This is a genomic window from Mesorhizobium sp. G2-6-1, assembly GCF_055809095.1.
Genome location: NZ_CM147896.1, coordinates 3,269,765 through 3,282,027 on the forward strand (window position 1 = coordinate 3,269,765; position 12,263 = coordinate 3,282,027).

General features: G+C 56.6%; 12 protein-coding genes. 8 read left to right on the forward strand and 4 right to left on the reverse strand.

The window, feature by feature from the left end:
- Window positions 1–104: 104 nt before the first annotated feature.
- Entirely contained in the window at window positions 105–1,460 is a 1,356-nt protein-coding gene (locus tag AC0L7S_RS15695; RefSeq protein WP_473471871.1) for a peptidoglycan DD-metalloendopeptidase family protein, read from the forward strand.
- Between the two features lie 33 nt (window positions 1,461–1,493).
- Here the strand turns inward: AC0L7S_RS15695 and AC0L7S_RS15700 are convergent, their stop codons facing one another.
- On the reverse strand, window positions 1,494–2,363 hold the full coding sequence (locus tag AC0L7S_RS15700) for an ATP-binding protein (RefSeq protein ID WP_473471872.1): 870 nt from the start codon (window positions 2,361–2,363) through the stop codon (window positions 1,494–1,496).
- Window positions 2,364–2,539: 176 nt separating this feature from the next.
- Here AC0L7S_RS15700 and yajC point away from each other — a divergent pair, with 176 nt between their 5' ends.
- Genes yajC through AC0L7S_RS15720 form a run of 4 tightly spaced genes read left to right on the forward strand, consistent with a single transcriptional unit; the run spans window position 2,540 to window position 6,732 of the window.
- Complete coding sequence (yajC, locus tag AC0L7S_RS15705; protein WP_473471873.1) at window positions 2,540–2,875, forward strand: preprotein translocase subunit YajC; 336 nt, start codon at window positions 2,540–2,542, stop codon at window positions 2,873–2,875.
- A 46-nt stretch (window positions 2,876–2,921) separates the two neighbouring features.
- Window positions 2,922–5,474 (forward strand): protein translocase subunit SecDF, encoded by a 2,553-nt coding sequence (gene secDF / locus AC0L7S_RS15710; protein WP_473471874.1) that lies wholly within the window; start codon window positions 2,922–2,924, stop codon window positions 5,472–5,474.
- Between the two features lie 6 nt (window positions 5,475–5,480).
- Window positions 5,481–5,870 (forward strand): Mth938-like domain-containing protein, encoded by a 390-nt coding sequence (locus AC0L7S_RS15715; protein WP_473471875.1) that lies wholly within the window; start codon window positions 5,481–5,483, stop codon window positions 5,868–5,870.
- Window position 5,871: 1 nt separating this feature from the next.
- The gene (locus AC0L7S_RS15720; RefSeq protein WP_473471876.1) at window positions 5,872–6,732 is read left to right on the forward strand and encodes a phytoene/squalene synthase family protein; all 861 of its coding nucleotides are present in this window, start codon (window positions 5,872–5,874) and stop codon (window positions 6,730–6,732) included.
- 56 nt (window positions 6,733–6,788) lie between these two features.
- Here AC0L7S_RS15720 and trmFO read toward each other — a convergent pair whose 3' ends face one another.
- From trmFO to AC0L7S_RS15735, 3 genes are all read right to left on the reverse strand, one after another.
- The gene (gene trmFO, locus AC0L7S_RS15725; protein ID WP_473471877.1) at window positions 6,789–8,183 is read right to left on the reverse strand and encodes a methylenetetrahydrofolate--tRNA-(uracil(54)-C(5))-methyltransferase (FADH(2)-oxidizing) TrmFO; all 1,395 of its coding nucleotides are present in this window, start codon (window positions 8,181–8,183) and stop codon (window positions 6,789–6,791) included.
- Between the two features lie 365 nt (window positions 8,184–8,548).
- Window positions 8,549–8,689 (reverse strand): DUF1127 domain-containing protein, encoded by a 141-nt coding sequence (locus AC0L7S_RS15730; RefSeq protein WP_473471878.1) that lies wholly within the window; start codon window positions 8,687–8,689, stop codon window positions 8,549–8,551.
- A gap of 42 nt (window positions 8,690–8,731) precedes the next feature.
- Window positions 8,732–8,872 carry a DUF1127 domain-containing protein gene (locus AC0L7S_RS15735; RefSeq protein ID WP_473471879.1) on the reverse strand — a complete coding sequence of 47 codons (141 nt, stop codon included), beginning with the start codon at window positions 8,870–8,872 and terminating at the stop codon, window positions 8,732–8,734.
- 348 nt (window positions 8,873–9,220) lie between these two features.
- Here AC0L7S_RS15735 and AC0L7S_RS15740 point away from each other — a divergent pair, with 348 nt between their 5' ends.
- Genes AC0L7S_RS15740 through AC0L7S_RS15750 form a run of 3 tightly spaced genes read left to right on the forward strand, consistent with a single transcriptional unit; the run spans window position 9,221 to window position 12,246 of the window.
- Complete coding sequence (locus AC0L7S_RS15740; protein ID WP_473471880.1) at window positions 9,221–9,988, forward strand: FMN-binding protein; 768 nt, start codon at window positions 9,221–9,223, stop codon at window positions 9,986–9,988.
- 6 nt (window positions 9,989–9,994) lie between these two features.
- Window positions 9,995–10,738: an FAD:protein FMN transferase gene (locus AC0L7S_RS15745; protein ID WP_473471881.1), complete on the forward strand. Its 744-nt coding sequence runs from the start codon at window positions 9,995–9,997 to the stop codon at window positions 10,736–10,738.
- Complete coding sequence (locus AC0L7S_RS15750; protein ID WP_473471882.1) at window positions 10,735–12,246, forward strand: RnfABCDGE type electron transport complex subunit D; 1,512 nt, start codon at window positions 10,735–10,737, stop codon at window positions 12,244–12,246. The genes AC0L7S_RS15745 and AC0L7S_RS15750 overlap by 4 nt, the downstream gene beginning before the upstream one ends.
- Window positions 12,247–12,263 lie beyond the last annotated feature (17 nt).

Sequence of the window (12,263 nt, forward strand, 5' to 3'; positions counted from 1 at the left end):
TTTGGTCAATAAAATCTGAATTGAATCAATCGGCTTAACGCGCCGGTAACATTAACGCGCTTTAATCATACGCAGTTTGTATCGGGTATGTGTGGGTTAGTGCGATGCAGTTCAGTATTATGAAAGCAGATGGGCGCAAGCTGGTTCTTGGTTGCGCAATGGTCGTAACTGCTGCGGCCGCATCAGGATGCAGTTCTCAGGTTGCGCGATTCAGCGATGGGCTGGACGGTATTTCAACCGCTTCAACTGCCAATCAGCGTGCGATCATCAATGGTCCGGTCTCACAGCCATATCCGGCTGATACCGTTGCCATCCAGCCAGTCCCGACTGATGGCCGTTATGCGCAATCCGTGAGCCGATCGAGCCTGCAGCCGGTTTCGTCACAGCCATTGCCTGCTGTTACACAGGCGCAGGTCTCGCAAGCCGCACCTCAAGTGGCTGCGGTTTCGTCAAATCCAAATAATGTGCGTGTTGTAGCTGCTCCGCCTCCGGTCCGGGTTGACCGAACCACAACGGGAACTGTTGTTTCGTCGGCCAAGCCTTTCAAGAAGGCGTCGGTGGAAACCCCGTCCAGAACCATTCAATCTAAGACCATGCGCTTGCCGAGCGACCATGTTCCAGTCCCATCCGCTCCGCGAGCGGAGAGAGTGGCCGTGTTGCCGCAACAGCCCAAGTTGAAAGACAGCAAGACGGCAGCGTCGGTGGATGCATCGGCCGCCAACAATGCCAAGTCAAAACCGAGGGACGCCAATATTGCCTCCCGGTCGGGGGCGGGCTCTTATAAGGTCCAGCAAGGCGACACGCTTTCCGCAATTTCAAGACGAACCGGTGTTAGCGTGGTTGCGCTGAAGCAGGCGAATGGAATGCAGGACGGCTTTATCCGAATTGGCCAGACATTGAAGGTGCCGTCTGGCGGGGCGCAAGCTGTCGTTGCTGCCAAACCGGTCGTCGACCCAGTCAAGACAGCATCGACGCCGAAGTCGGCAGAGGCAACACCAACGCAGAAACTTGCTTCCTACACACCGCCGAAAAAAACCGAAAAGGTTATTCGGCAGGCGGAAAGCGATGACGTTGTTGCACCAGACTCAACCGGCATCAGCAAAATGCGCTGGCCGGTTCGCGGGCGGGTGATTTCAAGCTTCGGTGGTAGTCAGGGCAGCGATGGCATCGACATTGCCGTCCCGAAAGGGACGCCGGTGAAAGCCGCTGAAAACGGTGTCGTTATCTATGCGGGTAACGGGTTGAAGGAGTTCGGCAACACTGTTTTGGTGCGCCACGAGAATGGTTTGGTGACGGTCTACGGCAATGCGAGCGAACTGACCGTGTCACGCGGCCAGAAGGTCAAGCGCGGGCAGGAAATAGCCGTCTCGGGCATGAGCGGCAAAGCAGATTCGCCGAAATTGCATTTTGAAGTGCGCAAGAATTCCGCGCCGGTCGATCCGACTACTTTCCTGGAATAGAATGATCGGCAATGGTCAGGCGTAACCTGCACGTCAAAGTGGTTTGCCCAACCTGCCTGCAAGGTCTTGCGTGAATTGCCAGGCAACGCGCCCGGATCGGCTGCCGCGGGTTGTCGCCCATTCGAGCGCCTCGGCCCGCAATTTGTCGGGCGCTATCTCCAGATCGTGAAAGCGCACATAGCCTTCGACCATTTCGAGATAGTCGTCCTGCGAGCATTTGTGGAAGCCAAGCCAAAGACCGAACCGGTCTGACAGCGAAACTTTCTCCTCCACGGCTTCCGACGGGTTGATGGCCGTCGAGCGTTCATTGTCAATCATATCGCGAGGGAGAAGGTGTCGGCGGTTCGACGTGGCGTAGAAGATGACGTTTTGCGGCCGCCCTTCGACGCCGCCTTCCAGCGCCGCCTTCAACGACTTGTAGGATGTGTCGTCATGGTCGAATGAAAGATCGTCGCAAAACAGGATGAAGTTGTAGTCGGCACCCTTGAGGATTGTCATCAGCTTGGGCAGAGTGTCGATGTCCTCGCGGTGGATTTCGATCAACTTCAAGGGTTGCTTGTATTTTGCCGAGTCATTGATGGCGGCATGAACCGCCTTCACCAGCGACGATTTGCCCATGCCACGCGCGCCCCACAGCAAAACATTGTTGGCAGCAAAGCCCGAAGCGAACCGTTCGGTGTTGTCGACCAGAATGTCGCGGACATGATCGACCCCGCGAATAAGTGCGATATCAACGCGATTGACCTTGTGAACCGCTTCCAGGAACCCCGGATCAGCCTGCCAGACAAAGCAATCTGCCATTGAAATGTCTGTAATCGGTGCTACCGGAGGGGCGAGGCGCGACACCGCTTCGATGAGGCGGTCAAGTTTTTGACTGAGTGCGTCGAGGTCGTTGTTGGGCATGTTTTGTCTTTTGGTTGTGGTTTTGAAAGGCGTGTGACGCTCTAACACGGGCCAACTGGCTGGAAAAGCATTGGGTTAGACCGTGCGCGCGGTTGCAATGGCGGCTTTAGCGATTATATTCCGGCAAAATTTTATGGGCCGATTTGCGGCTTTCCTCTCGGTTCAGGAGTTCCTTCATGTTCGTCACACCGGCATACGCCCAAGGTATTGGTGCCAGCCCAGACATGTTTGTCAGCATTTTGCCGTTTGTGCTGATCTTCGTGGTTATGTATTTTCTGATCATTCGTCCCCAACGCACGCAGATGAAAAAGCGCAATGAGATGATTGCCGCGATTCGGCGTGGCGATACAGTCGTTACGGGTGGCGGGTTCGTTGGCAAGGTGACAAAGGTGATCGACGACAACGAACTTGAGGTCGATCTCGGAGGGGCCAAGGTTACGGCTTTGCGCTCGACAATCGCCGACGTACGTGTGAAAGGCGAGCCAATCGCCAATCAAAACGCCAAAAAGTAACCGCATCAAAGGCGATCATCGATTTTCGCCTGAACGGACCTAAAGCATGCTTTATTTCTCGCGCTGGAAGACGATTGCGATTTGGGTAGTCGTACTGCTCGGACTGCTGTTTGCATTGCCCAACCTCTTTTCGCCGTCGTTCCTTGCCAAGATGCCGGACTGGCTGCCGAAGAAGCAGATGACGCTCGGCCTCGATCTTCAGGGTGGTTCGCACATTCTGTTGAAGATCGACCCGAACGACCTGATCAAAGATCGCCTTACGAGTGCGCGCGATGAAATCCGGGTAGCCTTGCGCGAAGCCAAGATCGGCTACACCGGTCTTTCTGGTTCAGGGAGAACGGTTCAGGTCCGAATCCGTGACGCAAACGAGATCGATGCTGCCAAGACGGCGTTGAGTTCGCTGACGGAGCCCGTTTCGACGGGCATGTTCAGTGGCGGCAGCGTTGTGGAAATGAGCATGGAGGAGCCGGAGCCGGGGCTGCTCAGATACACAATGACCCAGGCTGGTATCGACTACCGGACATCGACGGCACTCAGCCAGTCGATCGAGGTTGTGGGGCGTCGCGTCAACGAGCTTGGTACGACCGAACCCGTCGTGCAACGTCAGGGTACTGATCGAATTCTCGTTCAGGTTCCGGGCCTGCAGGACCCGCAGCGCCTGAAAGAGATTCTCGGCCAAACCGCCAAGCTGACATTCCAGATGGTTGATCCAACAATGTCGGTGCAGGACGCCCTTAGCGGGCGAGCGCCGGCCGGATCGAGCGTGATGTATTCCAAGGATGATCCGCCGGTTCCGTATCTGATCGAAAACCGCGTCATTATTTCGGGTGAGAACCTTGTCGATGCGCAGGCAACATTCGATCAGCGCACCAGCGAACCGGTCGTGTCTTTTCGTTTCGATTCAAAAGGCGCGGCGCGTTTCGGCCAGGCGACACAGCAGAATGTTGGCAAACTGTTTGCGATCATCCTCGATGGTCAGGTGATTTCAGCACCACGGATCAACGAGCCGATTTTGGGTGGCTCGGGGCAAATCTCCGGCAATTTCACGGCGCAGAGTGCCAACGACCTGGCTGTTCTGCTGCGCGCGGGTGCGTTGCCTGCAACGTTGACAGTGATCGAAGAGCGCACAGTTGGCCCCGGTCTTGGCCAGGATTCCATCGACGCCGGCAAGATTTCCGGCATCATTGGCTCTGTTCTCGTCGTCGTCTTCATGGTTGCCGTCTACGGGTTCCTGGGCCTGATCGCCAATATCGCGCTCATCGCTAATGTCGGGATGATCGTGGCGTTGCTGTCACTGCTTGGCGCGACGCTGACATTGCCTGGTATTGCGGGTATCGTCCTGACCGTTGGCATGGCGGTCGATTCCAACGTGCTGATTTATGAGCGTATTCGTGAGGAGCGACGCAACGGGCGTTCGGTGATTCAGGCCATCGACACCGGCTTTTCGAAGGCGCTGGCTACTATCGTCGATTCGAACCTGACCACCCTGATTGCAGCGGTCGTTTTGTTCTTCCTGGGCACTGGTCCGGTGAAGGGATTTGCGGTTACGCTGGCAATCGGCATCGTCACAACGGTGTTCACGGCATATACGCTCACCCGCTGGCTTGTCGCGGAGTGGGTCAAGAGGCGTCGGCCGAAGGAATTGCCGGGTGCGCTCGTCACGCTTGTTCCTTCGGGCACGACTGTGCCGTTCATGGGAATTCGGCGATGGACGTTCACGCTTTCCTCCGTTTTGACGATAGCATCGTTCCTTGCCTTCTTTACAATTGGCCTGAATTACGGCGTTGACTTCAAGGGTGGGTCGCTGATCGAAATACAGGCGCTGGATGGAACCGCTGATCCCGGCGATATTCGCTCGCGATTGTCAGATCTCAACATCGGCGATGTGCAGGTGCAGCAATTCGGTAATGATAGCGAGGTCCTGATTCGCGTCGCCACCCAGGGTGACGGCGACAATGCAGACCAGAGCGTCATCACAAAAGTACGTGACGAACTGCAAAGCGACTATAATTTCCGGCGGGTGGAGACGGTCGGTCCAACCGTTTCCAGCGAACTGGCAAGGCAGGGGACGATCGGTGTCATCGTGGCGCTTGGTCTGGTTCTGATTTATGTCTGGTTCCGGTTCGAGTGGCAATTTGCCGTTGGTGCTATCGTGGCGACCATCCATGATATTGTCATGACGGTCGGCTTTTTCGCCATATCGGGGGTCGAATTCAATCAATCCTCGATAGCCGCGATTCTGACGATTGTGGGTTATTCTCTCAACGATACTGTTGTGGTCTATGACCGAATTCGAGAGGATTTACGGCGCTACAAGAAGATGCCTCTGCCGCAATTGTTAAACAATGCGATCAATGAGACGTTGGCCAGAACCACGATGACGGCGATGACAACGGTCCTGGCGTTGCTGGCATTGTTCCTCTTTGGTGGTGAAGTCATACGATCGTTCACGTCCGCGATGTTGTTCGGCGTGATTTTCGGCACATATTCGTCGATCTTCATTGCTGCGCCACTTCTCATCCTCTTCCGGTTGCGGCCGTCGTCGTGGACTCGCGAAGAAGAGAAGCCGGAGGTTGGCAAGACAGTGGCGACGACCTGAGGCAACGTGACCAAGGGTATCGTCATTCGTGAAGCGCATTTCCCGGGCCGGGCACCGATAGAGGCATATGGCAATGGCGGATTTCGCTTTGCTGACATGTCTCATCGGGGTTCCATCCTGTGCCTGACGTCAGGCATTTACGGGTGGGAACCGGCCGATTGGCGAACTGTGAAAGTGACGGATCTGGACAAAGTGTTTGCTGAGGCTGGCCAGATCGAAATCCTCCTGTTCGGCTTGGGCAACGATTTACAGCCGCTGCCTGCCCCCTTGCGTGCGTCTTTGAAAGAACGCGGTATTGCATCGGATACGATGTCGACCGGAGCAGCGGTGCGGACCTACAATGTGCTGCTGGCGGAAGACCGGGCGGTGGCTGCCGCTTTGATTGCGGTCGACTGACATGCAAGCCATCTCGACGTTCGTCATGGACGCGGTGCGTGCTGCGGATCATGAGCGGTATCTTGCGACACTTTATGCTCCGTCAGACAAGCGCGATGCTTTGTTTGCGCTCTATGCTTTCAATGCGGAAATTGCGGCTGTGCGAGATCGCATCCACGAAGCACTGCCTGGCGAAGTGCGGGTGCAATGGTGGCGCGACGTTATTGCCGCCGGGTCTGGCGAGGCCGGCACCGGCCAGCCTGTTGCCGATGCGCTGAATGCTACGATATCGACATATGCGTTGCCGAAAGCCGCTTTCGACAACTATCTCGAGGCGCGAATATTTGATCTTTACGACGATCCCATGCCCACGCGCACCGATCTTGAAGGCTATTGTGGCGAGACGGCTTCTGCGCTCATCCAGCTTGCGTGCATGGTGCTGGACCCGAATGCTGCGCCAGACTATGCCGAACTGGCGGGAAGGGCAGGGTGCGCGCAAGCGATGACCGGTCTGCTTCGCCTCCTGCCGCTTCACAGGGCGCGCGGCCAGTGCTTCATCCCTGCCGACATCCTGGTGGCGGTCGGTTCATCGCCGCAGGAATTTATCTCCGGCGATGATGGTCCCGGTGGGCAGCGTGCGGTAGAAGCCATGATCGAGCTTGCCAATGAGCACCTGGCCGCATTTGAAAAGCGGGCAGTGGACATACCGGTGTCGCTGCGTTCTGCATTTTTGCCGGTAGCCCTTTCGTCGGTTTACCTGGCGAAAATGCGCGGGCACGAGGGTTCATTGTTGCGCGCAGGGGTACGGGTTTCCGCACTCCGCCGTCATCTGATGCTGTTGCGGCGTGCAATGCGCGGTTGGCCAGCCCCGCAGGATTTATGATTCGATCAATAGAGCGTTCGAATGCGGTTCTTCGATCTCAGGACCGCAAGCTCTGCTTAGAGCATCGGGCGACTCAACCAGCCGCGGCAATCGTCAAGCGCGCGCGCTGTCACCGCCTTCTTCTTGGCAATTGTCTTTTCCTTGCCACGCAGGCGTTTTCCTTCCGGTTTTGGTATTTCCATCGGTGGAAACAGGCCAAAATTCACATTCATCGGTTGGAATGACCGTTTGCCGGGTTCATCGCTGGAAAGGATATGCCCTCCGGTGATGTGGTTGAGCAGGGCGCCAAATGCGGTGGTTATCGGCGGCAGGCTAGCTTGATGACCCAAGCGTTCTGCTGCCGCAAAGCGACCGGCGAGCAGGCCGATGGCCGCGCTTTCCACATACCCTTCGCAACCGGTGATCTGCCCGGCAAAGCGGAGCCCTGTTCTTCCCTTCAACTGCAAAGAGCTGTCAAGCAAGCCGGGTGAATTGATGTAGGTGTTGCGGTGCAAACCACCCAGGCGGGCGAACTCGGCGTTCTCAAGACCGGGTATGGTGCGGAATATGCGCACCTGTTCGGCATGTTTGAGTTTGGTTTGAAAACCGACCATATTGTGAAGGGTGCCGAGTGCGTTGTCTTGGCGCAATTGCACAACGGCGTAGGCCTTGACCTCGGGGTTATGCGCATTGGTCAATCCCATCGGCTTCATTGGTCCGTGGCGCAGTGTTTCGACGCCGCGTTCAGCCATGACTTCGATTGGCAGGCAGCCGTCGAAATATGGCGTGCCTTCCCATTGCTTGAACTCGGTCTTGCCGCCTTCGCGCAATGCCTGAACGAAGGTTTCATACTGCTCCTTGTTCATCGGGCAGTTGATATAATCCTTACCGGTTCCTCCCGGTCCCACCTTGTCGTAGCGCGACTGAAACCAAGCGATGTTCATGTCGATTGAATCAAAGTGAACAATGGGTGCGATGGCGTCGAAAAATGCCAGGGCGTCAGCCCCTGTTGCCTCAGCGATGGACCGGGCAAGTGACGGCGCCGTCAACGGACCCGTCGCAATGATGGCCTGATCCCACTCGACCGGTGGCAGTCCGAACACTTCCTCACGCATGATGGTGATGCGGGGATGGTTTTCTAGACGTGTTGTTGCTGCTTGCGAAAAGCCGTCTCTATCGACCGCCAATGCGCCACCGGCGGGAACCTGATGTGCGTCGCCACACGCCATGATGAGAGAGTTGGCCAACCGCATTTCCGCATGCAGCAATCCCACGGCATTGGCTTCAGCATCGTCGGAGCGAAAGGAATTGGAACAAACGAGTTCGGCAAGCCCCTCCGTCTTGTGGGCATCGGTGCCGCGCACGGGGCGCATTTCGTGTAAAATGACAGGAACGCCAGCCTCCGCCGCCTGCCAGGCGGCTTCCGATCCGGCAAGGCCGCCGCCGATGATGTGAATTGGTTCGATGTTCATGGGCGTGGAGATAGTCTCTCCGTTCCGCGAAAGCAATTGCGCGTTGGTGTTGCGTTCAACAGATGTGGACAATCTCATAAACGACAATGCCCGCCGGGGGAGGAGATCCAGCGGGCATCGTTATGGTGGTCGATTTTCGGGAGGAGGTGAAAATCGACCATATCGCCATTGCCGGGGAGGAGGTCGGCACTGGCGAAAATCCTGCTCGCCAATCAAAGAGGGCGGCACTCGTTCCGATAATAGCGCCCGCTGCGGGAGGAGGTGCAGCGGACGCCATTTAGGTGGTCAGCCCATCGGGAGGAGAAGGCTGGCCGCATTCTCACCAGTTTCGGGGAGGAGGTCGAAACCGGCGAAAATGATTGGTGTCAGTTCGCTTTGCGAGCGATCTGTTTGATGTCGTCACGCATGATGCCGAGATCTTGAAGCTGGCGGTTTGACAGGCGACCCAATTCATTGACCGTGTCGCGGTAAACGCGCCAATTGCGGTAGTTGCGTATCAGGCTCATTGTCTTGGTTCCTTTGGTTCAGGCTGATATCAGCCTGGCAGGTCAGGCTGACCGGCGTGCCACGAAGTGAATGTCACCGCGATTCAGGCCAAGGTCGCTCAGTTCGCGCGTGCTCAGGCGGTTCAGCTCCGATACGGTATCCCGGTAGCGGCGCCAGTTACGATAGTTGCGAATCAGGTTCATCTCAGTTCTCTTTTCGTCTTTGTGTACAGGGCAAAGATAGGTACGCCGGTGCTGACGTGAAAGTGCTATTGCCGCATGGCAGCAATGCGTATTGTGCATTGCAGCATTAACGGATTCCGACAGGCTGAGGTGAGACGGGTCGAGATCGCCATTCCCGTTTTGGCCACCCAAACCGCAGCTTGATCGACGCTCGGTTCAGTTGTCTGCACCAGTTTGCAGCCATCGGAATTCCGTTCCTTCCCAAGTCCCGCAAGCTGACAGCCATTTGACAGCCGCGTTGTGGGACATTGCAACCTGTCAGCCTGCAAGGGTTTGTCCGAGCAATAACCAACGTGGAACGCTTCTCCCATGAAACAGATCGCTCTATCTTTCCTCGTGATCGCTGCCTCCGGTGCCTATGTATGGCAACAAGCGAACAAGAACCCCGCCAATGACTTGCCTGGCTCGCGGCTTTCGGCAAATGCCACGGAACTGCTCGCCGTTGAGCCGATGCAGGCTGATGGCCGCAGCAAATCTGCTATCAAATCGGATCGTGTTGAGAGTTTGGAACCTCTGGCGCGGGTCAAATCCAGTTCCGACAACGAAGGCGGCCAATTCAGTCATGACCGACAGGCAGGCACCGCGACTGTGCATCCGGCGAAGTTCGAGCGGGCCACGCCAATTCTGGCAACGCTTGTTCGTTCAACTTTGGCTCCTGCCGCCGAAGTTCCTGCGCCAGCGCCTTCCTTCGATGTGACGCCCGCTGTCTATGCGCCTATTCCACAGCCTCGACCGGCATACCCGCAATCGCAGGGCTTTGTCGCTCGCGCTGGCATGACGAGGGTTGGCGCCGCATATGTTGACGGCACCTACACTGGCCCGGCCTCTGATGCTTACTACGGAATTGTCCAACTCCGGGTGCTCGTACAAAACGGCCGACTCACGGCGATGAAACTGCTTAGCTACCCCTCCGATCGCCGCACGTCGATCCGTATCAACCGGCGAGCCTTGCCGCTGCTGCGCGATGAGGCGATCAGCGCGCAAAACGCCAATGTCGATATTGTTTCGGGTGCGACTCTGACCAGCAGGGCGTTCATCCACTCGCTTCGTGGCGCGCTGAGACAGGCGTCGTCATAACAAACCATGAGCGAAACGCGAATTCTGATGGGAATGCCCGTAACGGTCGATTTCAAAGACGTATCGGACCGCAAGCTTGTTGATACAGTGTTTGCCTATTTCGCTGCTGTTGACCGACGTTTCAGCACTTACAGAACCGACAGTGAAATCGCCATGATCAACCGCGGCGAGATAGCGGTGAAAGACTATAGCCACGACATGCGTGACGTACTGGCGCTAGCGAACATGACGAGGAAAGAGACCGTCGGATTTTTCGACATTTGCAGGCCCGGTGGTTCGCTTGACCCTTCCGGCATCGTCAAGGGCTGGGCGATCCGCAACGCGGCCAGGATAATCCAGAGAACAGGGAACAATAACTTCTTCATTGAGGCGGGAGGCGACATCCAGTCCTGCGGAAAGAACAAGTCAGGGGCCGACTGGAGCGTCGGCATTCGCAATCCGTTCAAGGCGGACGAGATCATCAAGGTCGTCTACCCAAGAAACCACGGGGTCGCGACCTCCGGCAACTATGCGCGGGGCCAGCATATCTACAATCCCCATAGACCAGAGACTTCGATCACCGACATCGTCAGCCTGACCGTTATCGGCGCAGATGTACTCGAAGCAGACCGCTTTGCCACCGCTGCCTTCGCCATGGACAAAGACGGCATTTACTTCATCGAAGAGATGCCGGACATCGAAGGTTACATGGTTGACGTGAATGGCCGGGCCACCTCCACCAGCGGATTTGGACTGTTTAGCAAGCCATGATCAAGATCATCGACCGATTTCTTGAGCGCCATACAATGTACAGGCTGGTCCTGTATTATCTGATTGCACTGGCGGGCGCGGCTCTTGCTTTCGGCTTCATCGGGCTTGCACCGCAAAATCCGACCGCGCTCCTTTGGACATCAGCGTTGGCGCTGCTCACCTGTTGGGCGACCAATCGGGTCTTTAGTCATATATTCGCGGTTCCGGCCAACAACGAGTCCTTATACATCACAGCGCTCATCCTTGCGCTTATTCTGGACCCTATCCTGCCCTCGGACCTGACAGGGACGGGGGCGGTGATATTTACTTCAGTCTGGGCGACCTCATCCAAATTCATTTTTGCCTTCGGCAAGAAGCATCTGTTCAATCCTGCTGCTTTCGGTGTGGCTTTGTCGGCGCTTCTACTCGACCAGCCAGCCACCTGGTGGGTGGGAGGCAACTTGCCCCTGCTTCCCATCGTGCTGGTCGGTGGCCTGCTGATCGTGCGAAAATTGCGTCGGTTCGACCTCGTTGCAACCTTCGTTGTTGTGACGACGATTACAGCGCTGTCGACCGCCACATTTTCGCGCTACGGTATGATACTCACGGAAAGCTTCAGCTCGTCGCCGCTGTTGTTCTTTGCGTTCATCATGCTTACGGAGCCTTTGACAGCGCCAACGACGCGCTGGCCTCGTATCGCATTTGCGGCAATCGTCGGTTTCCTGTTCGCTCCGACTGTCCATCTCGGTTCATTTTATCTTACGCCTGAACTTGCATTGCTGGCTGGCAATCTATTCGCCTTTGCAGCGGGCCCCAAGGGACGCTTGATACTCACGCTGGAACGGATCGAGCGATCGACGCTCGACAGCTACGATTTCATTTTCAAGGCACCCCGCGCACTTGCCTTCAACGCGGGCCAATATCTTGAATGGACGCTTGGCCTCGATCATCCTGACAGTCGCGGCAACCGCCGTTATTTCACCATCGCCTCGGCACCCACGGAAGAAAAAATCCGGCTGGGCGTCAAATTCTATCCATCGCCGAGCGCGTTCAAACGCGGTCTGCTCACCATGAAACCGGGCAGCCGGATCGATGCGTCGCAACTTGCCGGCAACTTTACCCTACCATCCGGGCAGGAAACCAAGATCGCCTTTCTGGCCGGTGGCATAGGCATTACGCCGTTCCGCTCGATGTTGCAGTACCTTCTCGACAGGAAGGAAGCGCGGCCGATCATCGTTCTCTACGCAACGGAGAACCAGCAGGATATCGCCTATCGTCATGTGCTCGATGCTGCCCGCAGCGAGCTTGGTATCAGGACTGTTCACGCCGTGGCACGTGATCCGGACCGTGGCCAGTATTCGGGCTATATTGACGAACGTTTAGTTCGCGTGGCAATTCCAGACTATCTTGAGCGTACCTTCTATATTTCCGGGCCTCAGGCCATGGTCAAGGCATTGCGTCGGATGTTGCGGGCCATGGGTGTGCGCCGCTCGAAAATTAAGGTCGACTATTTCCCCGGCTTTGCCTGACTCCGGTCCGTTAAAGC

Excerpts from the sequence above, each read along its gene's own strand:
- AC0L7S_RS15695 (WP_473471871.1), top strand. The coding sequence starts at position 105 with ATGCAGTTCAGTATTATGAAAGCAGATGGGCGCAAGCTGGTTCTTGGT.
- AC0L7S_RS15700 (WP_473471872.1), bottom strand. The coding sequence starts at position 2,363 with ATGCCCAACAACGACCTCGACGCACTCAGTCAAAAACTTGACCGCCTC.
- yajC (WP_473471873.1), top strand. The coding sequence starts at position 2,540 with ATGTTCGTCACACCGGCATACGCCCAAGGTATTGGTGCCAGCCCAGAC.
- secDF (WP_473471874.1), top strand. The coding sequence starts at position 2,922 with ATGCTTTATTTCTCGCGCTGGAAGACGATTGCGATTTGGGTAGTCGTA.
- AC0L7S_RS15720 (WP_473471876.1), top strand. The coding sequence starts at position 5,872 with ATGCAAGCCATCTCGACGTTCGTCATGGACGCGGTGCGTGCTGCGGAT.
- trmFO (WP_473471877.1), bottom strand. The coding sequence starts at position 8,183 with ATGAACATCGAACCAATTCACATCATCGGCGGCGGCCTTGCCGGATCG.
- AC0L7S_RS15730 (WP_473471878.1), bottom strand. The coding sequence starts at position 8,689 with ATGAGCCTGATACGCAACTACCGCAATTGGCGCGTTTACCGCGACACG.
- AC0L7S_RS15735 (WP_473471879.1), bottom strand. The coding sequence starts at position 8,872 with ATGAACCTGATTCGCAACTATCGTAACTGGCGCCGCTACCGGGATACC.
- AC0L7S_RS15740 (WP_473471880.1), top strand. The coding sequence starts at position 9,221 with ATGAAACAGATCGCTCTATCTTTCCTCGTGATCGCTGCCTCCGGTGCC.
- AC0L7S_RS15745 (WP_473471881.1), top strand. The coding sequence starts at position 9,995 with ATGAGCGAAACGCGAATTCTGATGGGAATGCCCGTAACGGTCGATTTC.
- AC0L7S_RS15750 (WP_473471882.1), top strand. The coding sequence starts at position 10,735 with ATGATCAAGATCATCGACCGATTTCTTGAGCGCCATACAATGTACAGG.